Source organism: Paenarthrobacter sp. TRD_SC_7, from assembly GCF_056156245.1.
The window spans coordinates 2899200-2924984 of sequence record NZ_CM149587.1 but is presented as its reverse complement, the minus strand read 5'-3'; the positions used below and the strand labels follow the sequence as shown (position 1 = coordinate 2924984).

Annotated in this window: 22 protein-coding genes and 1 pseudogene; 20 read left to right on the top strand and 3 right to left on the bottom strand. The window is 61.8% G+C overall.

Annotation, left to right across the window (positions count from 1 at the left end; genetic code table 11):
- From AC0J5Z_RS14210 to AC0J5Z_RS14150, 13 genes and pseudogenes are all read left to right on the top strand, one after another.
- On the top strand, nucleotides 1-1248 hold the full coding sequence (locus tag AC0J5Z_RS14210; RefSeq protein ID WP_475033299.1) for an ABC transporter: 1248 nt from the start codon (nucleotides 1-3) through the stop codon (nucleotides 1246-1248).
- Nucleotides 1245-2156: a zinc ABC transporter substrate-binding protein AztC gene (gene aztC, locus AC0J5Z_RS14205; RefSeq protein ID WP_475033297.1), complete on the top strand. Its 912-nt coding sequence runs from the start codon at nucleotides 1245-1247 to the stop codon at nucleotides 2154-2156. The genes AC0J5Z_RS14210 and aztC overlap by 4 nt, the downstream gene beginning before the upstream one ends.
- Before the next feature lie 49 nt (nucleotides 2157-2205).
- Nucleotides 2206-3435, top strand: coding sequence for a zinc metallochaperone AztD (gene aztD / locus AC0J5Z_RS14200; RefSeq protein WP_475033295.1), 1230 nt, complete (start codon nucleotides 2206-2208; stop codon nucleotides 3433-3435).
- A 252-nt stretch (nucleotides 3436-3687) separates the two neighbouring features.
- Nucleotides 3688-4065, top strand: a pseudogene (locus AC0J5Z_RS14195) (ATP-binding cassette domain-containing protein); the annotation flags it as partial.
- A gap of 172 nt (nucleotides 4066-4237) precedes the next feature.
- Nucleotides 4238-4642: a tautomerase family protein gene (locus AC0J5Z_RS14190; protein WP_475033290.1), complete on the top strand. Its 405-nt coding sequence runs from the start codon at nucleotides 4238-4240 to the stop codon at nucleotides 4640-4642.
- A 160-nt stretch (nucleotides 4643-4802) separates the two neighbouring features.
- On the top strand, nucleotides 4803-5837 hold the full coding sequence (gene iolC / locus AC0J5Z_RS14185; protein WP_475033288.1) for a 5-dehydro-2-deoxygluconokinase: 1035 nt from the start codon (nucleotides 4803-4805) through the stop codon (nucleotides 5835-5837).
- Nucleotides 5834-6796: a Cgl0159 family (beta/alpha)8-fold protein gene (locus AC0J5Z_RS14180; protein WP_475033285.1), complete on the top strand. Its 963-nt coding sequence runs from the start codon at nucleotides 5834-5836 to the stop codon at nucleotides 6794-6796. Before iolC ends, AC0J5Z_RS14180 begins: the two co-directional genes overlap by 4 nt.
- 6 nt (nucleotides 6797-6802) lie before the next feature.
- Nucleotides 6803-8749 carry a 3D-(3,5/4)-trihydroxycyclohexane-1,2-dione acylhydrolase (decyclizing) gene (gene iolD, locus AC0J5Z_RS14175; protein WP_475033281.1) on the top strand — a complete coding sequence of 649 codons (1947 nt, stop codon included), beginning with the start codon at nucleotides 6803-6805 and terminating at the stop codon, nucleotides 8747-8749.
- A 28-nt stretch (nucleotides 8750-8777) separates the two neighbouring features.
- Nucleotides 8778-10289 carry a CoA-acylating methylmalonate-semialdehyde dehydrogenase gene (locus AC0J5Z_RS14170; protein WP_475033279.1) on the top strand — a complete coding sequence of 504 codons (1512 nt, stop codon included), beginning with the start codon at nucleotides 8778-8780 and terminating at the stop codon, nucleotides 10287-10289.
- A 36-nt stretch (nucleotides 10290-10325) separates the two neighbouring features.
- The gene (locus AC0J5Z_RS14165; RefSeq protein ID WP_475033276.1) at nucleotides 10326-11243 is read left to right on the top strand and encodes a sugar phosphate isomerase/epimerase family protein; all 918 of its coding nucleotides are present in this window, start codon (nucleotides 10326-10328) and stop codon (nucleotides 11241-11243) included.
- Nucleotides 11244-11298: 55 nt separating this feature from the next.
- Nucleotides 11299-12312 (top strand): Gfo/Idh/MocA family protein, encoded by a 1014-nt coding sequence (locus AC0J5Z_RS14160; RefSeq protein WP_475033272.1) that lies wholly within the window; start codon nucleotides 11299-11301, stop codon nucleotides 12310-12312.
- 12 nt (nucleotides 12313-12324) lie between these two features.
- On the top strand, nucleotides 12325-13197 hold the full coding sequence (locus AC0J5Z_RS14155) for a sugar phosphate isomerase/epimerase family protein (RefSeq protein ID WP_475033270.1): 873 nt from the start codon (nucleotides 12325-12327) through the stop codon (nucleotides 13195-13197).
- A gap of 25 nt (nucleotides 13198-13222) precedes the next feature.
- Entirely contained in the window at nucleotides 13223-14677 is a 1455-nt protein-coding gene (locus tag AC0J5Z_RS14150) for a sugar porter family MFS transporter (RefSeq protein WP_475033268.1), read from the top strand.
- Between the two features lie 349 nt (nucleotides 14678-15026).
- Here AC0J5Z_RS14150 and AC0J5Z_RS14145 read toward each other — a convergent pair whose 3' ends face one another.
- Nucleotides 15027-16046: a sugar phosphate isomerase/epimerase family protein gene (locus AC0J5Z_RS14145; RefSeq protein WP_475033266.1), complete on the bottom strand. Its 1020-nt coding sequence runs from the start codon at nucleotides 16044-16046 to the stop codon at nucleotides 15027-15029.
- The gene (locus tag AC0J5Z_RS14140; RefSeq protein ID WP_475033262.1) at nucleotides 16043-17221 is read right to left on the bottom strand and encodes a Gfo/Idh/MocA family protein; all 1179 of its coding nucleotides are present in this window, start codon (nucleotides 17219-17221) and stop codon (nucleotides 16043-16045) included. The genes AC0J5Z_RS14145 and AC0J5Z_RS14140 overlap by 4 nt, the downstream gene beginning before the upstream one ends.
- 150 nt (nucleotides 17222-17371) lie before the next feature.
- Between AC0J5Z_RS14140 and AC0J5Z_RS14135 the strand changes: the two genes are divergently transcribed.
- From AC0J5Z_RS14135 to AC0J5Z_RS14105, 7 genes are all read left to right on the top strand, one after another.
- Complete coding sequence (locus AC0J5Z_RS14135; RefSeq protein ID WP_475033260.1) at nucleotides 17372-18385, top strand: LacI family DNA-binding transcriptional regulator; 1014 nt, start codon at nucleotides 17372-17374, stop codon at nucleotides 18383-18385.
- A 144-nt stretch (nucleotides 18386-18529) separates the two neighbouring features.
- Nucleotides 18530-19525, top strand: coding sequence for a substrate-binding domain-containing protein (locus AC0J5Z_RS14130; protein ID WP_475033257.1), 996 nt, complete (start codon nucleotides 18530-18532; stop codon nucleotides 19523-19525).
- Between the two features lie 64 nt (nucleotides 19526-19589).
- Nucleotides 19590-20648, top strand: coding sequence for an ABC transporter permease (locus AC0J5Z_RS14125; protein ID WP_091467185.1), 1059 nt, complete (start codon nucleotides 19590-19592; stop codon nucleotides 20646-20648).
- Nucleotides 20649-20660: 12 nt separating this feature from the next.
- Nucleotides 20661-21587 carry an ATP-binding cassette domain-containing protein gene (locus AC0J5Z_RS14120; RefSeq protein WP_475033254.1) on the top strand — a complete coding sequence of 309 codons (927 nt, stop codon included), beginning with the start codon at nucleotides 20661-20663 and terminating at the stop codon, nucleotides 21585-21587.
- A gap of 135 nt (nucleotides 21588-21722) precedes the next feature.
- On the top strand, nucleotides 21723-22721 hold the full coding sequence (locus AC0J5Z_RS14115) for a Gfo/Idh/MocA family oxidoreductase (protein ID WP_475033252.1): 999 nt from the start codon (nucleotides 21723-21725) through the stop codon (nucleotides 22719-22721).
- Nucleotides 22718-23779, top strand: coding sequence for a Gfo/Idh/MocA family protein (locus tag AC0J5Z_RS14110; RefSeq protein WP_475033250.1), 1062 nt, complete (start codon nucleotides 22718-22720; stop codon nucleotides 23777-23779). Before AC0J5Z_RS14115 ends, AC0J5Z_RS14110 begins: the two co-directional genes overlap by 4 nt.
- Nucleotides 23772-24806, top strand: coding sequence for a Gfo/Idh/MocA family oxidoreductase (locus tag AC0J5Z_RS14105; RefSeq protein WP_475033247.1), 1035 nt, complete (start codon nucleotides 23772-23774; stop codon nucleotides 24804-24806). Before AC0J5Z_RS14110 ends, AC0J5Z_RS14105 begins: the two co-directional genes overlap by 8 nt.
- 70 nt (nucleotides 24807-24876) lie before the next feature.
- Here AC0J5Z_RS14105 and iolB read toward each other — a convergent pair whose 3' ends face one another.
- Nucleotides 24877-25770, bottom strand: coding sequence for a 5-deoxy-glucuronate isomerase (gene iolB / locus AC0J5Z_RS14100; protein ID WP_475033243.1), 894 nt, complete (start codon nucleotides 25768-25770; stop codon nucleotides 24877-24879).
- Between the last annotated feature and the right edge of the window lie 15 nt (nucleotides 25771-25785).

Here is a 25785-nt window from a genome sequence, read left to right as displayed (position 1 = left end):
ATGAACCTCCGTACAAAACCGGTGGCACTAGCCACGCTGGCACTGCTCTTGCTTGCGGGGTGTGGCAGCCCGTCCACTGCGCAGGCGCCGCAACCGGACGCGAGCGAATCGGCGTCGACCGGTGACGGACACGGGGCGATCACCGGAGTGGCCGAGGTCGCTGAACCGCAGCTTCACCTTGTGGCCATCGACGCCGAAGGCGAAGCCTCCATGCTGGACCTCCTGAACGGGGCACAGTCCCGGCTGGGGAAGGTCCGGCCTCCGGCTGATGTCAGCACCGACGGGCGTTACGTCTTTGCGGCCAGCAACACCGGTGTGGACATCGTGGACAGTGGCGCTTGGACCTGGGATCACGTGGATCACTTCCACTACTACCGGGGCGCAGCGAGGACTATTGGCAAGGTTGACGGTGAAGGTACTGCGACCATTGCCACAGGGCTGCTGTCGACGGCCGGTACGACGGGGATGTTCTTCCCAAACTCAGGGGAGGCCGTACTTCTGGATAATCCGGCGCTCGCCGGCGGGACCATTTCCGAGACCCTTCGCTTCAAGACCGAACCGCACGCAGGCTTGATCGCTCCGCTGGGCGAAGGGGCAGTCGTGACCGAATCCGACGATGCAGGAAAGGCCGCCCGCCTGCGAGCCATCGACGCCACCGGTAAGGAACTGGCCACCACCGACTGCCCCGCAGCGGCGGGAACTATCACCACCAGGGTGGGATTGGTGGTTGGCTGCTCGGATGGTGCGGTGATCGCCACCATGGAGGGGTCAACACCAACATTCGAAAAAGTTCCCTACCCGGACGGTGTCGCTGCCCCGGCCACCGAGTTCGACGGACGCAAGAGCAGGCCCACGATTGCTGGCCTCAGCACTGATTCCGGTGTCTGGCTCCTGAACACCCGCCAGCGCACGTGGGAATGGCTGCCGACGAGTACCCCCGTTGTCGCTGCCGCATCAGTCGACGACGCCGACCACCACGTGGTGGTCATCGGCGCCGACGGCACGGTTCAGGTATATGACGGATCATCCAAAGAACAGATTGCCAGCACGAAACCGCTGTTGGACGGATCACTGGCTGATCCAGCCTTCGCCGGCAATATTCAGCTCACAGTTGACGCCCAACGCGCCTACGTCAATGCGCCCGCCGAGGGCGTGGTCCATGAAATTGACTATGCCGATGACGCCCGGATTGCCCGGACCCTCGAGTTGCCTACGAAGCCGGTTCATTTCGTGGAGACCGGCCGATGAGGCGGGTGGCGATACTTGCCCTCACCGCGGTGGCCGGGCTGGTTCTGTCGGGTTGCTCCCAACCCGGGACGCCGGAGAAGCCGCAGGTAGTGGTGACAACCAACATCCTGGGCGACATCACGAAAGAGGTCCTCGGCGACCAGGCTGAAGTAACGACCCTCATGCAGCCCAACGCTGATCCGCACTCCTTCGAAATATCGGCCCAGCAAGCGGCCCTCATGAGTAATGCAGACCTTGTGGTTTCCAATGGCCTCGGCTTGGAGGAGGGGCTGCAGCAACACCTGGACAGGGCCGCGAAAGCCGGTGCCCCGGTAATGGCGGCAGGTGAGGTGATCGACGTCGTGCCTTACAGTTCCGGCGACGCGGAAGGGGCGCCCGACCCTCATTTCTGGACCGATCCGGGAGCCATGATCGACGTTGTTGACGCCGTTGAAGGTGCCGCACGCGATATTGAAGGAATCGATCCCGCCAGGCTTGCTGCCAGCACTGCGGCTTATCGGGACAAGCTCACCCACCTGGACACGGAAATGACGGTGGCCTTTGCTGCCATCCCCAAGGAACGCCGGGCCTTGGTCACAAACCACCATGTTTTTGGCTACCTTGCCAAACGCTACGACTTCCAGGTTGTTGGTGCGGTCATCCCCGGGGGGACCACTTTGGCGGCACCGAGTGCTGCTGACCTGCGCCAACTTAGCGAGGCCATCCGTGGTGCCGGCGTCCCCACGATTTTTGCGGACTCGTCCCAGCCGGACCGGCTGGTGCAAGTCCTCGCCAATGAAGCCGGCGTCGAGGTCCAGGTCGCGGAGCTCTTCACCGAATCCCTGACAGGACCCGACGGCGGCGCGGCAACCTACGTGGACATGATGCGCGCCAATACCAAGCGCATAGTCACCGGGCTCAAACCCTGATCACTTCACCCAGCACGCTTAACACCACAACAGAACGAGGAAACCTTACATGCTCCGCCAAAGAAGCACCCGCCTGGGCGGCATCGCACTGATTGCCGGGATGACGCTCCTGGCATCCGCCTGCGCCAACACGACACCGGGCAGCACCACTCCAGCGGGTACATCCGATACGCCCAGCGCATCCTCCACGGATTCGGCCGAAGCGCAGGGACGCGTCGCCATCTCCTACCCGGGAGGCATCAGCGTCTTGGATGGCAAAACATTGGAGGTCGTCAAGAAATTCGACTCCGAGGAGTTCACCAGGCTGAACGCTGCAGGGGATGACCGCCATGTCTTCGTGACCACCAAGGCGGGCTTCCAGCTGCTGGATACGGTGGAACCCAAGCTCACCGATCTGCGGGTTGACGCAACGGCTGCCGGCCACGTGGTCCGGCACGCCGGCAACACCGTCCTGTTCGACGACGGTACGGGCACCACCACCATCCTGAAGACCGACGACCTTGCCAAGGCTGAGGGGGCTTTGCCGGAGGCACAAACGTACAAGGCCGACTCTCCGCACCATGGCGTGTCCATTGTGCTTGAGGACGGGAAGCTTCTCACCACTCTTGGGGACAAGAGTTCACGCAGCGGCGCCGTGGCCCTCGAATCGCACGGCGACCACTGGGACAAAGTGGCCGAAAGCAAAGAATGCCCAGGCATCCATGGCGAAGGAACTGCAGCCGACGAGGCGGTGATCTTCGGCTGCGAGGACGGCGCGCTGCTTTACCACCACGGCACGTTCGAGAAGTTCACGGCACCGGACAAGTACGGCCGGATGGGCAACGCGTTCGTTTCCGAGACCAGCCCGATTGTGGTGGGAGACTACAAGACTGATCCTGACGCCGAAGGCTACCTTCTTAACTCTGTGGCGCTGATCGACACCGAAAAGCACACCTTCAACGTGGTCAAGCTCCCCGAAACTGTCCAGTACACCTTCCGGGATGTCGCCCGGGGACCCGGAGATCTTGCCTACATCCTCTCCACAGACGGCTCAATCCACGTGCTGGATCCAAAGGACGGGAAGATCGTCAACGAATTCCCCGTGATCCAAGCCTGGGAGGGCCCGGCCGATTGGCAGGACGCCCACCCAGCCATCGTTGTCAACGGCAACATCGGCTACGTCACCGAGCCGGCAGCGAACACTGTTCACTCAGTGGATTTGACCAGCGGGAAGGTCACGGCATCGTCCAAGCTTGACGTCGTGCCCAACGAGATCGCTATCACCCTCGGATCGCACTAAAGTCACAGCACGCTGACTTTTGACATTTGAAGTACAAACCAAGGGCAGGACCACCGATGGTGTTCCTGCCCTTGGTGCGTTGGGTCGCGCTCCTGCGCCCGTCGGTCGGGTTACCTGTTGCGGTGGTGTGCAGGAGCGGTTCCTTACGCGTGCCGAACTGCTTCGTCGGCGTTCGTTCGCTCGTCAGAGCTACATGATGCCAGTGGGAACCAGGAGTGCCCAGGCAAGTGCGGGTGCCACCAGTGCGATGAGGACCGGCGCCCGGGTCAATGCTCCGGAGGGCAATTGCAGCGGGTCACCATCGCCCGGGCGTTGCTGTTGGAACCCGAAGTACTCATCTGTGACGAAGCTACGTCTGCCCTGGACGCGCTGACCCAGCGGACCATCCTTGAACTGTTGCAGCGCCTGCACCGGGACCGCGGGCTGACCCTGATAATTATCACCCACGACATGGACGTGGTGAGGCACATGTGCCAGCGGGTAGCAGTCCTTTACCAAGGGCGCCTGGTGGAGCTCACCGACACGGACAAGTTCTTTACAGATCCGCAGCACCAGCACAGCCAAGACCTGGTTTCCGCCGCGATCCCGTGCCGTGGGCTGCACCTTAAGAAAATCAGGGCTGCGCTCTAGCGACTGCGGATAACTGCCTCAGTAGATACTCAGCACACCTAACCCCCTCGCCAGCCAGCGTGGGGGTTAGGCGTCGTTGGAGGCGAAGCCAAGCGCTCTCATGTCAGTGGCGTGTTCTTGAGTTTTCCACGAGCAATTTGTTAGTATGACAGGACAAACTTAAGGAGCAAAAATGCCGCTTGTTCGAATCGATGTCAATCATGGCCGCTCGCCTGAGGAGCTGACCGCGCTGAGCCGCGGGATCCACGATGCCATCCTCGCTGAATATGGGATTCCGGAGCGGGACTACTTCCATATCCTGACCGAACATCCGCACGGTCAGATAGTTGCGCAGGATGCGGGCTTGGGTTTTGAGCGGAGTCCCGGCGTTGTCATGATCCAGATCTTTACCCAAGGTGGACGAAGCCAGGAGGCCAAGAGCTCCCTTTTCCAAGCTATTGCGGAAGGTCTCGCGGAGGTAGGGATCCCGGGCGAGGATGTCTTTGTGGGCTACGTGGAGAACTCGCCGGGAGACTGGTCGTTCGGCTTTGGGCGCAGCCAATATGTCACCGGAGAACTCGCAGTCCCGCGCAAGTAAGGCGTTCCGTGTCATGTTGTAAATATGTCAGTACAAACCTTTGACAGGACATTGATTCTGGTGCAGAGTAGTCATGTGGCCCCGCTCACTGAGGGGTGGCAGGCATTGGGGCCCAGCGCTCAAAGGTTCAGAGTTCACAAGAGAAAGGTCAACGATTATCGTGACCCACGAACTGCTTACGATCGGGCGCATCAGCGTTGATATTTACCCGAACGACATTGGGGTGGATCTGGAGGACGTGACGTCCTTCGGCAAATACCTTGGAGGTTCGCCCTCCAATGTGGCCGTCGCCGCCGCACGACACGGGCGCCGCGCGGGAATCATCACCCGCACCGGCGACGACGCTTTCGGAAACTACCTTCACCGCGAATTGCACAAATTCAATGTGGACGATTCCTTCGTCTCCCCGGTCAAGGAGTACCCCACGGCCGTGACCTTCTGTGCGATCAAGCCGGCAACAGACGAGTTCCCGCTTTACTTCTACGGCCGTTTTCCCACCGCCCCGGACCTGCAGATCAAAGCGGAAGAGCTGGACTTGGAGGCGATCCGGGATGCCGGGATTTTCTGGTCCACCGTCACTGGGCTCTGCCAGGAGCCCAGCCGTGGTGCCCACATCAAAGCACATCAGGCCCGTCCGCGGACCGGCCTCAAAGAAGGCCAGTTCACCATACTGGACCTGGACTACCGTCCAATGTTCTGGGCCTCCGAAGAGGAAGCCCGAGCTGAGGTTGCCAAAGTCCTCCCGCACGTTACCGTCGCGATCGGCAACGACAAGGAATGCGCTGTCGCCGTAGGTGAGGGGACGCCTGATGAGCAGGCAGACCGACTGCTGGCTGCCGGCGTCGAGATTGCCGTGGTCAAGCTCGGACCGGAAGGCGTCATGGCCAAGACCCGCACGGAACGTGTCGTTTCGGCACCTGTACCGGTTAAAACCGTCAACGGCCTCGGTGCCGGCGACTCTTTCGGTGGCGCATTCTGCCACGGCCTGCTTTCCGGTTGGCCACTGTCTGAAGTCCTGGATTACGCGAACGCGTCCGGTGCAATCGTCGCCTCGCGCCTCTCTTGTGCAGATGCGATGCCGACGCCGGACGAAGTCACCTCGTTGCTCGCCGAACGCGGCCGACCCATCCCTGGTGCCACTCTGGCAGCCGCCGCACTCACAGCCGACACCTTCAGTGAAGGAGTAGTTCGTTGAGCCTCAATGACGATCCCCGCCGTTACGAGCACTTGAGCCGGATCCGGTTGGAGGACCCCGAGGCTGTCGCCCGCGCTGCAGCCACCCGCAGTCGCCATCCCGGCCTAAAACACAGCGCGCAGAACTTCATCGTCGCAGCCGACCACCCGGCACGGGGTTCCCTCGCCGTTGGTTCGCAACCGATGGCCATGGCCGATCGCAGGGACCTTTTGGACCGGCTGCAGATCGCGTTGGCGAACCCTGCCGTCGACGGCATCCTGGCCTCGCCGGACATCATGGACGACCTCCTGTTGTTGGGAGCTTTGGAAGGCAAGCTCGTCTTCGGCTCCATGAATCGCGGTGGCCTGGCAGGACTGGTTAACGAGTTCGACGACCGCTTCACGGGACATACCGCGGCTGCGCTGGAAGCCCTCGGCGCGGATGGCGGCAAGATGCTCACGCGCATCTGCCTGGGTGACCCTGACACTGTAGCCACCCTCGAGGCGACGGCGAAAGCCATTGATTCATTGGCCGAACGCAAACTCATCGCCATGGTGGAGCCGTTCCTTTCCGTCCGTGATGCACACGGAAAGGTCCGCAACGATCTCCGCGCTGACGCCGTGATCAAGTCCGTCGGCATTGCCGAAGGCCTCGGTTCCACCAGTGCTTACACCTGGATGAAACTGCCGGTCGTGGCAGAGATGGAACGCGTCATGGCGTCCACCACCATGCCTACCGTGCTGTTGGGCGGTGATCCCGACGGCAGCCAGGACGAAGTTTTCGCCAGCTGGCAGGCAGCGCTTGCCTTGCCCGGTGTTCGAGGCCTCACTGTGGGAAGGACACTGCTTTACCCGCACGACGACGATGTGGCGGGGGCTGTTGCAACCGCGGCCTCGTTGTTGAACAACTCTGCACCCTTGCCCGCCGCGGCGGATGAGCGAACCATGTCAGACCGTATTCCAGTGAAAGTATCGGAGTAGCTAGTAATGGGTACAGCAACCCGTCGGATGACCGTGGCGCAGGCTGTGGTCGAGTTCCTTTCCAAGCAGTACACCGTGGATTCCATCAGCGGTGTGGAGTATCGTGAACGGCTGATTCCAGGCACGTTCGGTATTTTCGGGCACGGCAATGTGGCCGGTGTGGGTCAGGCGTTAAAGCAGTACCAGGCCGCGGACCCTACGATCATGCCGTATTACCAGGGCCGCAATGAGCAGGCCCAGGTGCACCAGGCCGTGGGTTATGCCCGGCACACGCGTCGGCGCCAGACGTTCGCAATCAGCACCTCCATCGGCCCGGGTTCCTCGAACCTGCTGACTGGTGCTGCGCTGGCCACGACTAACCGCCTGCCGGTGCTGCTGCTGCCCAGCGACACGTTCGCCACCCGCGCTGCTGACCCCGTGTTGCAGCAATTGGAGCTCCCGTACGCATACGACATCACCGTCAATGATGCCTTCCGTCCGTTGTCCAAGTTCTTCGACCGGGTTTCCCGTCCGGAGCAGCTTTTCTCCGCGTTCCACCACGGACTGCGGGTCCTGACCGACCCTGCGGAGACCGGTGCTGTGACAATTTCCCTGCCGCAGGATGTCCAAGCCGAAGCCTTCGATGTCCCGGAAGAGTTCCTGGCCGAGCGGGAGTGGCGGATCCGTCGTCCCGAGGCCGAGGAAGATGATATCCGCCGCGCCGTTGAGGCGATCCGTGCAGCGAAGCGCCCGCTGATCATCGCCGGCGGTGGCGTTCTCTATGCATATGCCAACGAGGAACTCGCCAAGTTCGCCGAGCTGACCGGCATTCCGGTGGGCAACACGCAGGCAGGCGTTGGCGTCCTGCCGTGGGACCACAAGTTCTCCCTCGGTGCCATTGGTTCAACCGGCACGACGGCGGCCAATGCCATCGCTGCCGAAGCGGACTTCGTCATCGGGATTGGCACGCGCTACGAGGACTTCACCACCGCGTCCCGCACCGCGTTCCAGAACCCGGATGTGAAGTTCGTGAACATCAACGTCGCGCCGATCGATGCGTACAAGCACGGCACCACGCTGCCGATCGTTGCTGATGCCCGCAAGGCCCTGGTGAAGCTCAACCAAGCCTTGGGTGGCTACCGGGTGGGCGCTGACCTTGAAGAGAAGGTCGCAACGGAGAAGAAGCGCTGGAACGCCATCGTGGACGAGGCGTTCGAGACCCGCTTCACCCCGTTGCCGGCACAGAACGAGATCATCGGTGCCACCAACAAGGCTATGGATGACCAGGACGTGGTGATCTGCGCTGCGGGCTCCCTGCCCGGCGACCTGCACAAGATGTGGCGCGTCCGTGATGCCTTCGGCTACCACGTGGAATACGCGTACTCCTGCATGGGCTACGAGATCCCCGGCGGTCTTGGCGTCAAACGCGCAGCGCTGGCAGAAGCCGCAGCAGGCGGCCCGGAACGGGATGTCGTGGTCATGGTGGGGGACGGCTCCTACCTGATGATGCACACCGAACTGGTCACCGCCGTCGCTGAACGCATCAAGCTGATCGTGGTCCTCATCCAGAACCACGGCTACGCCTCCATCGGTTCACTTTCCGAGTCGCTCGGTTCCCAGCGCTTCGGGACTCAGTACCGCGTTCTGGACAAGGAACAGCACAGCTTCGACGCCGGTGAGAACCTGCCCATCGATCTCGCCACCAATGCCGAGTCTCTTGGCGCGAAGGTCATCCGGATCGAACCGGGGGAGCACGTCATCGAAGCCCTCGGCGCCGCGATCAAGGAAGCCAAGGCGGCCCCGGAAACCGGGCCGATCGTCATCCACGTCGAGTCCGATCCTCTGCTGGACGCCCCAAGCTCCGAGTCCTGGTGGGACGTTCCTGTCTCGCAGGTCTCCGATCTCGAATCCACGCGGCAGGCCTACAAGACGTACAGCGACCACAAGAACCGCCAGCGCAAGCTGCTCGGCTAGAACCCCACAGACCAAAGGAAGTCCGCACATGTCGACGACGACCACACTGACCACCATTCACCACTTCATCAACGGCGCTGAAACCACCGGCGAAGGCGACCGCACCCAACCCGTCTACAACCCGGCTACTGGCCAGGTTTCGGCGGAACTTCGGCTTGCCAACGACGCGGACCTCAACGCCACCGTTGCCGCGGCCCGTAAGGCGGCGGATTCGTGGGGTGACATTTCCCTGGCCAAGCGCACCGCAGTGCTGTTCAAGTTCCGTGAACTCGTTGCCGCGCACGTGGACGACCTTGCTGAGCTGATTACCGCCGAGCACGGCAAGGTCCTCTCCGATGCCAAGGGCGAGATTGGCCGCGGCCTGGAAGTGATCGAGTTCGCCTGCGGTATCCCGCAGCTGCTCAAGGGCGACTACTCGGATCAGGTCTCCACCGGCATCGATGTTTTCTCCTTCCGCGAACCCCTCGGCGTCGTTGCCGGCATCACGCCGTTCAACTTCCCTGTCATGGTGCCGCTGTGGATGGCTCCGATGGCCATCGCCACGGGCAACGCTTTTATCCTCAAGCCCTCCGAGCGTGACCCGTCCGCTCCGATGTTGCTGGCAAAGTTGTGGAAGCAGGCCGGCCTTCCTGATGGCGTGTTCCAGGTACTGCACGGCGGCAAGGAAACCGTGGATGGGCTGCTGACCCACCCGGACGTCGACGGGATCTCCTTTGTTGGTTCCACCCCGATTGCCCAGTATGTCCACGAGACCGCCACCAAGCACGGTAAGCGCGTCCAGGCATTGGGCGGTGCGAAGAACCACGCCATCGTGATGCCCGACGCCGACCTGGACAACGCCGCCGACCACCTCGCCGCTGCCGCTTTCGGCTCCGCGGGAGAGCGCTGCATGGCCATCTCCGTCGCCGTCGCCGTTGGCGATGCGGCGGATCTGATCGTGAAGAAGGTCGAAGAACGAGCCCTGGCCATCAAGGTCGCCAACGGCACCGAACCCGACGCCGAAATGGGCCCGGTCATCACCCCGGCCTCCAAGGAACGCATCGTCAAGATCGTCACCGAAGCCGAAACCGCCGGCGCGGCCATGGTGGTAGACGGCCGCGACCTGGTAGTCCCCGGCCACGAAGACGGCTTCTGGGTAGGCCCGACAGTGATCGACCACGTCAAGACCGAAATGACCGCGTACACCGAGGAGATCTTCGGACCTGTCCTGGTAGTGGTCCGTGTCGCCGACCTCGAAGAAGGCATCCGACTCATCAACTCAAACCCCTACGGCAACGGCACCGCGATCTTCACCTCCAACGGTGCGAACGCCCGGAAGTTCCAGCGCTCCGTGACCGTGGGCATGGTCGGCATCAACGTGCCACTGCCCGTTCCGGTGGCTTACCACTCCTTCGGGGGTTGGAAAAACTCCCTCTTCGGCGACAAGCACATCTACGGCCCCGAAGGCGTGTCCTTCTACACCCGAGGCAAAGTCATCACCTCACGCTGGCCCGAACCCACCCACGCCTCCGGCGCCTCCTACAACTTCCCCTCCAACTGAACTGTGCCCACCGCCACAAAGGAAGACAACGCTGTCATGACTGATGTTGAGAACAAGCTGATCATCGGCACCGCCCCTGATTCCTGGGGTGTCTGGTTTCCGGATGACCCCCAACAGACGCCGTGGGAACGGTTCCTTGATGAGGTTGCGGAGTCCGGCTACAAGTGGATCGAACTGGGTCCGTACGGCTACCTGCCGAACGACCCCTCCCGCTTGGCTGAGGAGCTGAAGCAGCGCGACCTCCAGGTCACCGCAGGGACGGTCTTCACGGCCTTCCACCGTGGTGCCAAGCAATACGACGAAGCATGGGAACCAGCTCGAAAGGTTGCCGAACTGACGGCAGCCATGGGCGGAGAACACATTGTGGTCATCCCGGCGATGTGGCGCGACGACGTCACCGGAGAAGCCGTGGAGAATGGCGAACTCTCGGACGAGCAGTGGGCGGACCTCTTCGCCGGCCACAATCGAATGGGCAAGGTCCTGTTGGAGGACTTCGGTTTGCACCAGCAGTTCCACTCGCATGCTGACTCGCACGTCGGTGCCCAACATGACATCGAAACGCTGTTGGCGGCCACCGATCCGCAGTACTTGAACCTGTGCCTGGACACGGGGCACGCCGAATACTGCGGCGCTTCCAGCCTGGAGCTCGTCAAGAACTACCCGGACCGTATCGGTTACCTGCACCTCAAACAGATCAACCCCGAGGTCCTCGCCGAGGTGAACGAGAAGAACATGACCTGGGCAGCCGCCAACCTCGCCGGCGTCATGACTGAGCCGCCGAACGGCCTCCCGGATCTCCGCGCGGTCATCGAAGCCGTAGAAGGCCTCAACCGGCCGATCTTCGGCATCGTGGAACAGGACATGTACCCGGTAGCGTTCGATGTGCCGATGCCCATCGCCAAGCGGACCCGGAACTACCTGCTTTCCTGCGGATCCCGCACCAGGGTCCAATAACGCCGTCCAGTAGCGCCGTCCAGTAGCAAACCATATTTCACGAAGGACAGATACAGTGACAAAGACTCTCCGCGTTGCCGTCATCGGCGCAGGCCGCATGGGTGCGGACCACATCAAGCGCCTCAGCACCCGTATCCACGGCGCTGAAGTGGCCGCCGTCGTCGACGTCGACCTTGCCCGCGCGCAAGCCGCCATTGAAGGAATCGACGGTGCCGTGGCGCTGGCCAGTGCCGACGAGGCGCTCAACAACGGCGACGTGAACGCCGTACTGATTGCCACACCGGGTTTCCTCCACGAGGAAATCCTCTACAAGGCCCTGGAGAAGGACTTCCCGATCCTGTGCGAGAAGCCGCTGACCCCTGACGCCGAAAGCGCATGGAAGGTCGTCCAGGCTGAGCAGGCATTGGGCCACAAACGCATCCAGGTTGGCTTCATGCGCCGCTTTGATGCCGAGTATTCGGCTTTGGGTGCGATCATCCGCAACAGCGAATTGGGGGAGCTGTTGATGTTGCACCACCAGCACCGGAACCCGAGCACGCCCGAGGGATTCACCAACGAGATGCTGATCAACGACTCCGTAGTTCATGAGTTCGATGCCATCCGCTACTTCACGGGTGAAGAAATCACCTCCGTCCAAGTCCGCCTGGGCAAGCCCACACGCAGTGCGCCGAACGGCCAGCATGACCCGCAGCACGTGCTGCTCGAAACGGAATCCGGTGTGCTGGCCGACGTCGAAATCTATGTCAACGCCAAATTCGGTTATCAGGTAGCCACGCAAGCGTCTTTTGAAGAGGGCATTGTGAGCATCGGCGGCGACAACGGCCCGTACATACAGTCCGCAGGCAAGTGGGGCGGTAACGTCACCCCAGGTTTCGAAGAGCGTTTCGGTGCTGCGTACGACGTCGAGGTGCAAGCTTGGGTGGATGCTGCCCTTCGCGGCGAAATCGGCGGTCCAACTGCCTGGGACGGTTACGCCACCGCGGCCTGCTGCGAGGCCGGCGTCGAAGCCCAGAAGTCGGGCGAAAAGGTCAAGGTTCAGCTGAACACCAAGCCGGACCTGTACAAGTAGGGGACATTCACCATGAAGATTGCACTGGATCCCACACCGTTCCACCACAGCCACAGCCTGCTGGAGTTCCCGCGCGTGGCAGCCGATCTCGGTTACAAGTACCTGCAGATGACCCCGCACGCGGATCTCATCCCGTTCTATAACCACCCAAAGGCCGACGATGAACTCATCGGAAAGCTGAAGGGGGCCTGTAAGGACGCCGGCGTCGAAATCGCCTCGGTCCTGCCGGTCCTGCGCTGGTCAGGACCCGACGAGGACGCCCGCGAAGCCGCAGTCCGTTACTGGAAGCGCGCCATCCAGATCACGGTAGACCTTGGTGTCCAGACCATGAACACCGAGTTCAGCGGCCGTCCGGAGAAAGCGGAGGAGTCTGAACGTGCGTTTTACCGCTCCATGGAGGAGCTGCTCCCGATCATCGAACGCGAGGGCCTGGACGTCCTCATTGATCCGCACCCGGACGACTTCGTGGAGGACGGCATGGCCGCTCTCCGTGTCATCAGGGGCGTGAACTCACCGAACATCGGCATGGTCTACGTCGCTTCGCACAGTTTCCACATGGGCAACAAGCCGTTGGAGATCATGCGGGCAGCAGGGGACAAGCTTCGCCTGGTGCACGTCTCGGACACCATGGATCACCACGCCTCCCACGGACTCCGCTACATCACCAACCCGCCCGGCAACGCCGTCCGCGTCCACCAGCATCTCAAGATCGGCGACGGCGACGTGAACTGGGACGAGTTCTTTGGCGGCCTGAAGGAGATCGGCTTCCTGGACAAGGAGAACACCGTGATGGTCTCGTCGGTCTTTGCCGAGGACGAGAACGCGGAAGATGTTTCCCGCTACCAGCTCAAGACGATGGTCGACTACATTGCCCGGACAAAGTAAGGGGCGGTAGCGAGAAAAGGAAGCCATGCCCAAGTCTTCTTCAATCGAGGCCTCTACTGGCCGGCTAGATACTCTTCCGGCACCGTCCGGGAAGCCGAGCAGACCGGAAAACCCCAAGAAATTCCTTCGCAAGGTGGCTTTGTTCTCTACCTTCGGCGGACTGCTGTTCGGCTATGACACCGGCGTGATCAATGGCGCCCTTCCTTTCATGCAGAAAGACCTTGGCCTCACGCCCTTGACCGAAGGACTGGTCACCTCCACGCTGCTCTTCGGCGCAGCGTTCGGCGCGATCAGCGCCGGACGGCTATCCGACCGCTTCGGCCGTCGCAAGACGATCATGGGCTTGTCCCTGATCTTCGTCCTTGCGACGGCGGGCTGTTCTTTGGCTCCGAGCACCGAGCTCCTGGTCCTTGCCCGCACCGTCCTGGGTCTCGCTGTCGGCGGTGCCTCGGTGATCGTTCCCGTCTACCTGGCCGAAATGTCGCCCGCGGCGCAGCGCGGCAGGATCGTCACGCAGAACGAACTCATGATCGTGACCGGACAGTTCCTGGCCTTCACGTTCAACGCCGTGCTGGGTAACCTCTTCCCGGAAGAAATGCACGTGTGGCGCTGGATGCTGGTGATCGCCACGCTTCCCGCCGTGATTCTGTGGTTCGGCATGCTGGTCCTGCCGGAGAGCCCCCGGTGGCTCGCGTCCTCCGGCCGCTTCAGCGAAGTTATGGAAGTTTTGCGGCGCACCCGCGCCGCCGGTGAAGTTTCCGAAGAGTTCGACGACGTCCGGCGGGCCGCACGCGAGGATTACCAATCCAAGATGGGCACGTTCAAGGACCTGACCGTCCCCTGGGTTCGCAAGATCTTCGCGGTGGGCTTGGGCCTTGCCGTGATCAACCAGATCAGCGGCGTGAACGCGATCATGTACTACGGCACGTCCATTCTGTCTTCGTCCGGCTTCGGCGATCAAGGTGCACTGCTGGCCAACGTGGTGAACGGCGTAACTTCCGTGGTGGCCGTGATCGTGGGCATGTGGATGATGACCAGGCTTCCCAGGAAAGCGATGCTGATCGGTGGCCTGTGCGGCACTGCTGTATCCCTAACAGCCATTTCGGTAATTTCATTCGCTGTACCGGAGGGGACACTCAGGGCCTACCTCGTGTTGTTGTTCATGGTGACGTTCCTTGCCTCCATGCAATCCTGCATTGGCACAGTCACTTGGCTGACGTTGTCCGAGATCTTCCCCATGCACGTTCGAGGCGTAGGAATGGGCATCTGCGTTTTTGTGCTGTGGATCTTCAATTTCCTGGTGGGCCTCTTCTTCCCGCAGTTGGTCTCCTCGATGGGAGTGTCAGCCACATTCTTAATCTTCGTGGCACTGCAGCTATGCGCCATAGTTTGGGTCAGGCGCACCGTTCCGGAGACCAAGGACAAGTCCCTTGAGGAACTGGAGCACCTTTTCAAGCAGAAGGCTGGAGTAGTGGCCTGACCAAGAGACTCGCGCTCCGCAGTCACCAGCAGAAACGCCCGACGCCGGCAGGCATCGGGCGTTTTCTGAACCATGGAGCAGTGACACTTCAGAGTGCGATCACAACATTTTCCAGCGCGCTGTTGCGGACGGCGTCCAAGACCTCCAGAGTACGGTTCCGAGACTGGCCTGCGTCCCGCCAAGAGAGCGCGTCGGCTTGAACGTCAGCCCGAAGCAATGTAGCTACCCTCGCTACCGTAGGCGCGGCAGGCCGCCGCTTGCACCCACTTCCAGGATGTCCGCGTCGCGGCGGCGATTGTGGTAGACGTTCAGGATAATCATTGGTCCCAAAAGGTCCGGACCGAGACGCCTAGGCCGTCGTGTTCAAAGAGCCCGCGAGCGCCGCGTCAGCGTCCAGCAGGACCTGGGCAGCTACCTGGAGGCCTTCGATGCGGCCCAAGGAGACGTCTTCGTGTTCGATGTTGACCAGCATGTCCGGGTCCACTTCATGCAGCGCGCGCAGGAACTCAGTCCAGAACGCGGTATCGTGCCCACGGCCCAGGGCCACGAAGTCCCATGCGGAATGCTTCGGCCATTCATTGGCCCACTCGTCGCCGCCAAGGTTTGTGCGGTTCTCATCCGGGGTGAGCCGACGAAAGCTGTTGTCCAGCACTCCGTAGAGAGCAGCGTTCCCAGGGTTGACGCGAACGTCTTTCGCCGCCGCCTGGAACACCAGTGGGCCGAGCTCACGGACTACCGCTACCGGATCCATCTGCTGCCAGAAGAGGTGCGAGGCATCCAGTTCGACCCCAACATGGGTGGCCCCGGTCAGTTCGATGAGCTTGTAGACATCAGCGGTGTTGAAGACGATGTTCTGCGGATGCAGTTCAAGGGCAACCTTGACGTCATGGTCGGCCGCGAGGCGGTCGGTTTCCTTCCAGAACTCCGCCGCGACAGCCCACTGGTAGTCCAATACGTCAAGTGCAGCAGAGTTCCAGGCGTTGACCACCCAGTTGACGGTGGTGGCACCGGGCTCGCCGCCGGGCAGCCCGGACATAGTGACTACCCGCTTTTGTCCCAGCCGATGCGCCAGTCGTATGGAGCGGCGGATATCTTCAGCATGCTTTTCGCCGATTTCGCGCTTAGGGTGCAGGGGATTGCCATTGCAGTTCAGGCCGGCGATCGAAACACCGGTCCCCTCAAAGAGGGCCAGGTATTCATCACGAGCCGCGTCGCTCTCCAGAATCTGATCCATGGTGGGTACATGGACCGCGGGCAGGAAGCCGCCGGTGTTGATCTCAATGCCGGTCAGTCCAAGGTCGGCGATTACCTTGAGTGCTTCCGGGAGTGGCCGGTCGTGCAGGATTGCGTTGTAGACGCCGAGTTTCATAGCGTGATCTTCTTCCCGTTGTTGAGGGCAGATTCGGTGACGGCAGCGAGCAGTTCCATGTTGCGTACGCCTTCGTCGAAGGTGGCGCAGCGAGGCAGGGATCTGTCTTCGCCAAGGCCTGAAACCTCCTCGAGGAACGCGCGGGCCTGGTAGCCGAACGCGTCGTTTTGGCCGAAACCCACCTCCGGAGCGTCCATGGCGAGGCCGCCAGTAATGTACGGGTGGCCCGGGCCGAGGATCACCTGGCGGTAGCCGTTCTGATTGCCGGATCCGTCATTGAGGAACAGTTGGATTTCCGATGGGCGGCGCTGGTCGAATTTGGCTGCGCCCTTTTCGCAGAACACCTCGAACTGCAGGCTATTGGCGTGTCCTGCCGCTACACGTGAGACTTCAAAACTTCCTGCACCATTTGCGAACTCTGCGTTGAATGCTGCGTAGTCGTCGTTCTCAACAGCTTCGAAGGTGTCGCTAACGGCCACGTGGTCATGGCCCATGACGGCGCTGAGCGGCAACGGACGCTTGTGGATCGCAGTGGTGAGCCGGCCGCCGCTGATGGACTTGATGTCACCGCACAGGAACTCGGAGACGTACGTCAGATGGCTTCCGACGTCGGCCAGCGCACCGGAGCCGGGGCCGCCTTTGTAGCGCCAGCTCATAGGCGCTTCGGGGCTGAAGCCGTAGTCGGTCCAGTACCGGCCGCTGAAGTGCAGGACATTTCCCAGGGTGCCGTTCTGGATAAGGTCGCGGATGTAGGCGATGCCCGGAGTGCGGCGGAAGGTGAAGCCGATGCGCGCGATGGAGCTGGCATTCCGGGCAGCCTCCGCCATGGCGCGGGCGTCTCCCAAAGAATCGCTAAGCGGCTTTTCGCACAGCACGTGCTTGCCGGCGGCCAAGAGGCCTTCAACCACTTCGCGGTGCAATGAGTTCGCAATGACCACGCTTACAACGTCAATATCGTCCGCTGCTGCAATTGCCTGCCATGAGGTGTCATTGCGTTGGTAGCCGAGGCGGCGGGCAGCCAACGATCCGAATTCAGCGTTCACGTCACCAATGGAGACCAAACGGATTTCCGGAAGCACCGGGCTGTAGAGGGTGGACGCAGTCCGGTAGGCCGCTGCATGGGCCTTGCCGGCCATGCCTGCGCCGATGACCGCGACGCCAAGGCTTTCAGCCATGATTTCTCCTTTGAAATTCTGCCGCGGCGGGGAGACTCGACGGCATTTTGTAGCGCTACAATTTTGTAAGCTGAATTCGAGCGTAGCCATGTCTATATGTCCTGTCAATCATTCATGATGATTAGGTAGCCACCTACGGAAGTTGGTCCCATGAGCACAAGTACGCCGCAGGCGCGGCGCCCAACGATTTACGATGTGGCAAAGCTTGCCGGCGTGTCGCCGTCGCTGGTCTCGCTGGTCCTCCAGAATCCCGCGAAAGTCAGTGACAAGCGCCGGGAGGCGGTCAAAACTGCCATCGCTGAGCTGGGATACCGCCCCAGCCGGGCGGCCACCACGCTGGCGAGCAGCCGGACCAAGAGCATCGGGCTCGTCATCGACGACTACCGTAACCTTTGGTTTGTTGACCTGCTGCGCGGACTGGAATCAGTGTTGACCGAACATGGCTATCAGGTCATGCTCGCCGATTCCCGCCCCGGGGAAAACCGCATCAAGGAGGCCGCTGACGGATTGCTGGCCATGCATGTGGATGGGTTGGTGATCGCAGCAGAACCTGGCGCCACGGCGCTGAGCGGCACGGAAGTTCCCACCGTGGTGGCGGGGTGGCGGAATGGAGTTCCGGACGACGCTGACCTCATCACCAACGACGACGACGGTGGCGGCGCAATGGCGGCAGACCACCTGCTGCACCTCGGGCACAGCAGGATCGGGCACCTTTCGGGCTCCGGCGGCGCTGCAGCCCACCGCAGGGACGGCTTCCGGGGCCGACTCCATCAAGCCGGTGTAGAACCGCTGATCGTGGGGGAGGAAGGCGGTACCACGGAGGAGGCAGGCTACGCTTCGGCCTGCTGGCTCCTTGATCACCACCCGGACATCACGGCGATTTTCGCTGCGAATGACACGATGGCGCTGGGCGCCTTTGGTGCGATCAAGGCCCGCGGCTTGTCGGTCCCAACGGATATCACGGTGATTGGCTATGACAATTCAGCGCTGGCGAAGTCCCGCTATCTTGAGCTGACGTCGGTGGACAACCGCAGCGATGTGGTGGGAGTGGATGTTGCAAAGGCATTGTTGGATCGCATCCAGGGTGCCGCGACGGGACCGCAGCGCAAGCTGATTGCACCCGTCCTGAAGGTTCGGGGCACCACGGCGGCACCCGGATCGTGAGGTCGAAATGTGGATGCCACGTACAAACATACTAATGTCAGGACAAACTATTGACATTTGTGAGTCGGGTCACCATGATCGAGGTAGCAGGCGATCCGGGAACGAGTCCCCGGACGCCCGAAGCTGACATCAAAGGAGATAACGGTGGCAAAATTCTCGTGGCGCAAAGCGGCAGTCGTCGCAGCAGTGGTTCCGTTGGTGGCCCTGAGCGCCTGTTCCAGCCAGGGCGGCAAACCTGCAGATTCCGGTGGGGGTGCAGGCGCTGGACAGGTAGCCGGCACAGACCGTATTAAGGTGGCCCTGATTACTCACGCAGCGGCAGGAGACACCTTCTGGGACATTGTCCGCAAGGGGGCAGAAGAAGCGTCAAACAAGGACAATGTAGAACTCCTGTACACCAGCGATCCCGAAGCAGGGCGCCAGGCCCAGCTCGTTCAACAGGCCATCGACCAGAAGGTTGACGGCATTGCTGTCACGGTGGCAACTCCGGATGCGTTGAAGGATGTATTGAAGAAAGCCACTGATGCGGGTATCCCCGTGGTGAGCCTCAATGCCGGTGAATCCGTTTCCAGCCAGCTCGGTGCTTTCACCCACTTCGGGTCCAACGAACAGCTTGCCGGCGAGGCAGTCGGCACCCGGCTCGCTGCCGAAGGATACAAGCACCCGGTTTGCGTCATCCAGCAGCAGGGCCACGTGGGCCTTGAGGCGCGCTGCGCCGGCGTAAAGGCCAAGGTGCCGGCAACGGAAATCCTCTACGTCGACGGCAAGGATATGACCGCTGTCCAGTCAACGGCCACGGCCAAACTTCAGGCGTCCAAAGATGCTGATGTGATCATCGGTCTCGGTGCTCCCATCACCCTTACCCTGCTCAAATCAGTTACTGATGCCGGCAGCTCGTCCAAGGTAGCCAGCTTCGACCTGAATGCCGAACTTGCCCAGAAGATCGTAGACGGCCAAGTGATCTTCACAGTCGACCAGCAGCCATGGCTTCAGGGCTACATGTCTGTTGATGCCCTGTGGCAGGCAAAGCGCGGCGGCTTTAAGATCGGCGGCGGCCAGCCCGTACTGACCGGTCCAACCATTGTGGACAAGGCCAACGCCTCCGACGTCCTCAAGTTCGCCCAGCAGGGCGTCCGCTAGATCCAGGCATCCGGCTGCGTGGCGGAAAACCGCCACGCAGCCTGACCAACAAGGAGTCATTCCTATGGCAAATACAACAACTCTGCCGCCGGCGGGGGCTTCTGCCCCTGGCGACGAACGGGTCGGACGCCGTAGTCCGGTCCAAAAGTTCCTGGCGAGGCCCGAAGTCGGTGCACTGGTCGGAGCAGTTGTCCTGTTCATCTTTTTCGCTTCTGTTTCCCAGACTTTTACGCAACCGAACGCCCTCGCGACTGTGCTCTACGGCTCATCGACCATAGGCATCATGGCGGTAGGGGTTTCACTGCTGATGATCGGTGGTGAGTTCGACCTTTCCACTGGTGTGGCCGTGATCTCATCCGCCCTGACTGCCTCGCTCTTCAGTTGGAACTTCTCGCTGAATGCCTGGGTTGGTGTCACGCTGGCACTGGTGGTCTCGCTCGGCATTGGATTCATCAACGGCTGGATTCTCGTCAAGACCAAACTCCCCAGCTTCATCGTCACCCTGGCGACCTTCCTCATGCTGACGGGCCTCAATCTGGCACTAACCCGCCTTATCGGCGGCAGCGTCTCCTCGCCGTCGATCTCCAAGTTGGACGGATTCGAATCGGCACGGGCGGTGTTCGCCTCCTCCATCAGCATCGGCGGCGTGGAAGTCAAAATCACAGTGTTCTTCTGGATCGTCCTCGTGGCAGTGGCATCGTGGATCCTGTTGCGCACCCGCGTGGGTAACTGGATCTTCGCCGTGGGCGGTGACGCCAATGCCGCCCGCGCAGTTGGCGTCCCTGTAACCAAGACCAAGATCGGCCTTTTCATGGCGGTTGGCTTCTGCGGCTGGATCCTGGGCATGCACAACCTCTTTGCCTTCGATGCCGTGCAGTCCGGTGAAGGTGTTGGAAACGAGTTCCTCTACATCATTGCTGCCGTCATCGGTGGCTGCCTCCTGACAGGCGGCTACGGCTCGGCCGTGGGTGGCGCTATTGGTGCCTTCATCTTTGGCATGGCCAACAAGGGCATCGTGTACGCGCAGTGGAACCCGGACTGGTTCAAGTTCTTCCTGGGCTTGATGCTGCTGCTCGCCACCATCGTCAACCTCATCGTCAAGCGCCGCGCGGAACTCAAGTAAGGGGCCCGGGAAATGAATGCCAAAGCGATCGACCAGGAAACGCTGCTTCAGAATGAGCGCGATCCCCTCACCCACACACCCGTCCACCTCCTCTCCCTGGAAGGGGTGGGCAAGCACTACGGCAATATCATCGCCCTGCGCGACGTGACTATGGCCGTGGACAACGGTCGCGTTACCTGCGTGCTTGGCGATAACGGCGCGGGTAAGTCAACGCTGATCAAGATCATCGCGGGCCTCCACCAGCACGACGAAGGCGTCCTGAACATCATGGGTGAGGAACGGAAATTCGGTTCCCCCCGCGATGCCCTGGACGCCGGCATTGCCACTGTCTATCAGGACCTTGCAGTGGTACCGCTGATGCCGATCTGGCGGAATTTCTTCCTCGGATCAGAGCTCACCAAGGGCTTCGGACCGTTCAAGTACATGGACGTCGAAAAGATGAAAGCCATCACGCTCAAGGAATTGGCCGAGATGGGCATCGACCTGCGCGATGTGGAGCAACCCATTGGACAGCTCTCCGGCGGTGAACGCCAGTGTGTCGCGATTGCCCGCGCCGTGTACTTCGGAGCGAAAGTCCTCATTCTGGACGAACCCACGGCGGCGCTGGGTGTGAAGCAGTCAGGCGTAGTCCTGCGCTATATCCTCCAGGCCCGCGACCGCGGCCTGGGCGTCATCTTTATCACCCACAACCCGCACCATGCCTTCCCGGTTGGGGACCGATTCCTGCTGCTCAAACGCGGCAAATCCATCGGCTACTACGACAAGAAGGACATCACCCTCGACGAACTCACCGCCCAGATGGCAGGCGGCGCCGAACTTGCTGAACTCGCACATGAGCTGGAGCAGTTGGGCGGCCACGGCGACGTGGTGAAAGAGGTCAAAGCGGAAGTTGCGGGCGTGACGGACGGCGTGAACTCCGGCGCTCCGAAGCACATCTAGCGGTCAGCGCAGGCCCAGTAGCATGCATCGGGCCAGTGGCGACATCGGGCGGGGTGCTCCGGATCTTGCCGGAGCACCCCGCCACGCTGCGCGCGCCATCGGCGCAGGAACACACATCGCAAAGAAGGGAACACCATGTCGATCCGGGTAGGTGTGATTGGCGCCGGAATCATGGGCGCGGACCACATCAGGAACCTCTCCACCACCATCGGCGGCGCCGAAGTCACCTTTGTGGCAGACCTCGACGTCGATCGTGCCGCCGCGGCGGCACCGCCCACCGCGCGTATTACCTCAGACCCATCGGAGCTGATCAATGCCAGCGAGGTGGACGCCGTCGTCGTTGCCTCGCATGATTCCACGCACGCCGGTCTCGTCCTTGAATGCTTCGAGGCAATGACCCCTGTGCTCTGCGAAAAGCCGCTGGCACCAACGCTCCTTGAAAGCCTGGAAGTAGTAGGGGCTGACGCGGACATCGTGGCCGCAACGGGCGTTTCGCTGCTCTCCCTCGGCTTCATGCGACGTTTCGATCCGGGCTATGTGGCTCTGCGGGAATCCGTGCGCGGGAGAAAGCAGGGCGAACCCCTGATGGTTCACTGTGTCAGCAGGAATGGCTCAGCGGCCCCAGGAACGACCGTAGAATCCGCCATCACCAATTCGGCTATCCACGAGCTGGACATCGTTCCCTGGCTTCTGGACTCGCCTATCACGGAAGTGTCATGGCAGGCCGGCAAGAGTACCCGCCGTGCCGAAGCCGGGTTGCAGGATCCATCCTTCATGACACTCCGCACGGCGGACGGGACACTCACCACGCTGGAGCTGTACCTCAACGCCCAGTACGGCTACACCACCCGCTGCGAGGTGGTCTCAGAACTGGGTACCACTTCCCTTCAGGAATCGTCCCTGCTGGGCATCGAACAGGACGGCGCCAGGCAGGGCCTGATCCCGGCCGACTGGCGCCCCCGCGTCGCCCCCGCGTACCGGCTTCAGCTGCAGGCTTGGATTTCTGCACTCGCTGGCGGAGAGCCGACGCCCCTTGCCGGCGCTCAGGACGGGCTCAACGCCTCCCTCGTCGCACAAGCCATGATCCAGTCGCTGCATAGCGACGGAACGTCTACGAAAGTCAGCTACTCGTGACCACATTAGGGCTCCCGCACTCCCGTGTGCCGGAATCCCGCGATGCGCCGAGCCTGCGCTGGGGCATTATGGGTCCCGGGTGGATTGCCGAACGGTTCACCGAATCCGTCCAGGCGCACACCGAACAGGTAATAGCCGCCGTCGGCTCCCGTTCCCTGAAGCGGTCCAAGGCGTTTGCGGAAGCGTTCGACATTCCCGCCGCCTACGGCAGCTATGAGGAGCTCGCGGCAGCCCCGGACGTAGACATCGTCTACGTGTGTACGCCCCATACCGCCCACCACGAGGCTGCGGTCCTTGCAATTGATGCAGGCAAGCACGTCCTCATCGAAAAGCCCATCGGACTCGATGCAGCCCAGGCACGGGACATCGCCGCGCGTGCCGAGGCTGCAGGTGTCTTCGCCGCGGAGGCCATGTGGACCTTCTTCCTGCCAAAATTCGATGTGATCCGGCAGATACTCGATGCCGGAACGCTGGGCACCATCACCACCGTGGTGGCGGAGTACGGTGAGCACTTTGATCCTTCGCATCGAATCTTTGATCCGGATTTGGCCGCTGGTCCGCTGCTTGACCTGGGCACGTACCCCCTGGCCCTGGCCACGGAGGTGTTGGGCAGTCCGCGCCAACTGTATGCAATCGGTCAGCCCCACGAGTCGGGGGTTAACGCCCAGTTGTCCGCCGTCATGCAGTTCGACGGCGGTGCACAGGCTGTCGTGAACACCCACATCCATAACTTCACGCCCACTGCCGCCACCATTGTTGGCTCAAAGGCCACCTTGGTAATCGACGGTCCCTTCAACATGCCCGGCGCATTCGAGATCAGGTTTCCCGACGGTTCCCGACTACGCCACGATGAACCAGCAGGCGGACACTTCGACGGCCTTCACTATGAGGCCGCGGCCGTGGCCCGGGCCATTGCCGCCGGCAGCACGCAAACCAGCGATCGGACGCTGGCGGCCTCCATCCGCACCCTGGAAGTAGCCGATGAGATCCGACGCCAGCTCGGCGTGGTGTTCCCGGTACCAGTCACACTTCTACCTTCAAAGGAAAATCATGAGTGATGTCATTCTTGGCTTGGTTGGCGTAGGACGCATCGGCGTCATGCACGCCAACAACATCGTCGCCCTCAAGGAAATGCTGAGTCGCAGGGGCGTCAATATCCGCTTGAAGCTGACCGATGTAGCCACGGAGCATGCACGTTCCGTCGCTGCTGGACTGGGTGCAGAGTTCGTGACTTCTGTAACGGAGCTGCTCGACTCCGGTGTGGATGGCTTGGTTGTTGCTACCGGAACGGCAACCCACCCGGAATTGATCCGCGCCGGAGTGGATGCCGGTGTTCCGGTGTTCTGCGAAAAGCCCGTGGCCATGAACGTATCCGATGCGCTGCCTGTGCTGGACTACATCAGCGAGAACAACGGCGTGGTGCAAATCGGCCACCAGCGGCGCTTCGATGCCGGCTATTTGGAGGCTAAGCGTACGTACCAATCCGGGGACTTGGGATGGATCCATTCCCTGCGCGCAGTCACCTGCGATATGACCCCACCACCGGTCGAGTTCCTGGCAACATCCGGGGGCCTGTTCCGGGACTGTTCGGTCCATGACTTCGACATCCTTCGCTGGCTGACTGGCCGCGAAATCGTTGAGGTCTATGCCAAGGGTTCCAACAACGGCGATCCCGCCATTGGGGACGTGGGCGACGTGGATACGGCTTTGGCTGTAGTCACTTTCGACGACGGCACGGTGGGCACGGTTTCTGCCAGCCGCTACAACGGGGCCGGTCACGATGTGCGGCTGGAGATCCAAGGCTCACATGGCTCGGTCATGGTGGGCTTGGATGAAAAGATCGCTTTGGCTTCGGCTGAAGCCGGGGTCTCCTTCCCTGAAGGTGAGCCGCACCAGACCTTCGCGGAGCGTTTTGACCAGGCGTATCGCTCCGAGATGGTCGCCTTTGTGGAGCTGGTGATGGGCGAACGTGAGAATCCCTGCACCCCGGAGGACGCGGTAGCGGCGTACCGTGTGGCAGATGCAGCCCAGGAATCGCTTGCGACAGGCGCGCCCGTGAGGGTCGCACTCAAGGTATCCAGCTGACGCTGCTGCCAAAAAGTGCCCCTTCTTCGAATCTGTTGGATTCGAAGAAGGGGCGTTTTCGTGCCTGGAGCTAGGCGCCGAACGGCAACCGGGGGTCGATGTTTTGGCCTTCCCAGCTCTGGCGTACCCAACCATGGTGGGGGTCGTCGCTGATCAGCCATTCGCGGACCGGACCCGGGCCTGCCATGACGTTGAGGTAGTACATGTCGTAGCCCGGCGCTGCCATGGCGGGACCGTGCCAGCCGTAGGGAACCAGGACTACGTCGCCGGTCCGAACTTCTGCGGAAACGTCGATGGGACGCTCATCGGAGGCGTAAACCCGCTGATAGCCGATTGCGTCGGCGTCTGCCGGCGCGCCGGAACCGGCGGCAACTTGGGTCTCGAAGTAGTAGATCTCCTCGAGGTGGGTTTCGCCGTCTTTTTCCTCGTCGTGCTTGTGCGGGGGATAGGAGGACCAGTTCCCGGCGGGGGTAATGACCTCGCACACGATAAAACGGTCGGCCTCCAGTGCTGCCGGTGTGCCGAAGTTGTGTACCTGCCGCGAACAGTTGCCGGCACCACGCAATTCCACGGGGGTCTCTGCGGCAGTGACCAGGCGGGTGGGGTAAGCGGTGTGCGCAGGAGCGGTTGCGATGGCGACTCGCCCGCCGTCGGCCGAGCTGATGGTGACCGACTTCCCGGTGCCCGAGTACAGGACGTCGCTGGGTCCGTGGAACACGGAAGACCGGCCCGCAAGCGCATGCTCAACGCCGTCGACGGTTACGGTGAAAGCGCCGTTGAGGGGCACTATGATGCGTTCCTCCCCAACAGCAGGAAGCTCGACGGCGGCGCCCGCCGCGATGGTGGCGACTTTGAGGCCGGTGTGTGCCCACCCGTCGACGGCAATTGCGGAATCGGAGGTACCGAGCGAGATGTCCCACACGCCGTCGGCGGCGGAACCCAGGGGGTAGACCCAATTGGTCATGGAAAGGAAGTCCTT

Bases quoted from the DNA above. Each gene is read 5' to 3' on its own strand.
- AC0J5Z_RS14155 (WP_475033270.1), top strand. From the start codon at position 12,325: ATGAAGATTGCACTGGATCCCACACCGTTCCACCACAGCCACAGCCTG.
- AC0J5Z_RS14125 (WP_091467185.1), top strand. From the start codon at position 19,590: ATGGCAAATACAACAACTCTGCCGCCGGCGGGGGCTTCTGCCCCTGGC.
- AC0J5Z_RS14145 (WP_475033266.1), bottom strand. From the start codon at position 16,046: ATGAAACTCGGCGTCTACAACGCAATCCTGCACGACCGGCCACTCCCG.
- AC0J5Z_RS14190 (WP_475033290.1), top strand. From the start codon at position 4,238: ATGCCGCTTGTTCGAATCGATGTCAATCATGGCCGCTCGCCTGAGGAG.
- aztD (WP_475033295.1), top strand. From the start codon at position 2,206: ATGCTCCGCCAAAGAAGCACCCGCCTGGGCGGCATCGCACTGATTGCC.
- iolD (WP_475033281.1), top strand. From the start codon at position 6,803: ATGGGTACAGCAACCCGTCGGATGACCGTGGCGCAGGCTGTGGTCGAG.
- AC0J5Z_RS14140 (WP_475033262.1), bottom strand. From the start codon at position 17,221: ATGGCTGAAAGCCTTGGCGTCGCGGTCATCGGCGCAGGCATGGCCGGC.
- aztC (WP_475033297.1), top strand. From the start codon at position 1,245: ATGAGGCGGGTGGCGATACTTGCCCTCACCGCGGTGGCCGGGCTGGTT.
- AC0J5Z_RS14135 (WP_475033260.1), top strand. From the start codon at position 17,372: ATGAGCACAAGTACGCCGCAGGCGCGGCGCCCAACGATTTACGATGTG.
- AC0J5Z_RS14165 (WP_475033276.1), top strand. From the start codon at position 10,326: ATGACTGATGTTGAGAACAAGCTGATCATCGGCACCGCCCCTGATTCC.
- AC0J5Z_RS14150 (WP_475033268.1), top strand. From the start codon at position 13,223: ATGCCCAAGTCTTCTTCAATCGAGGCCTCTACTGGCCGGCTAGATACT.
- AC0J5Z_RS14170 (WP_475033279.1), top strand. From the start codon at position 8,778: ATGTCGACGACGACCACACTGACCACCATTCACCACTTCATCAACGGC.
- AC0J5Z_RS14115 (WP_475033252.1), top strand. From the start codon at position 21,723: ATGTCGATCCGGGTAGGTGTGATTGGCGCCGGAATCATGGGCGCGGAC.
- AC0J5Z_RS14120 (WP_475033254.1), top strand. From the start codon at position 20,661: ATGAATGCCAAAGCGATCGACCAGGAAACGCTGCTTCAGAATGAGCGC.
- AC0J5Z_RS14105 (WP_475033247.1), top strand. From the start codon at position 23,772: ATGAGTGATGTCATTCTTGGCTTGGTTGGCGTAGGACGCATCGGCGTC.
- AC0J5Z_RS14210 (WP_475033299.1), top strand. From the start codon at position 1: ATGAACCTCCGTACAAAACCGGTGGCACTAGCCACGCTGGCACTGCTC.
- iolB (WP_475033243.1), bottom strand. From the start codon at position 25,770: ATGACCAATTGGGTCTACCCCCTGGGTTCCGCCGCCGACGGCGTGTGG.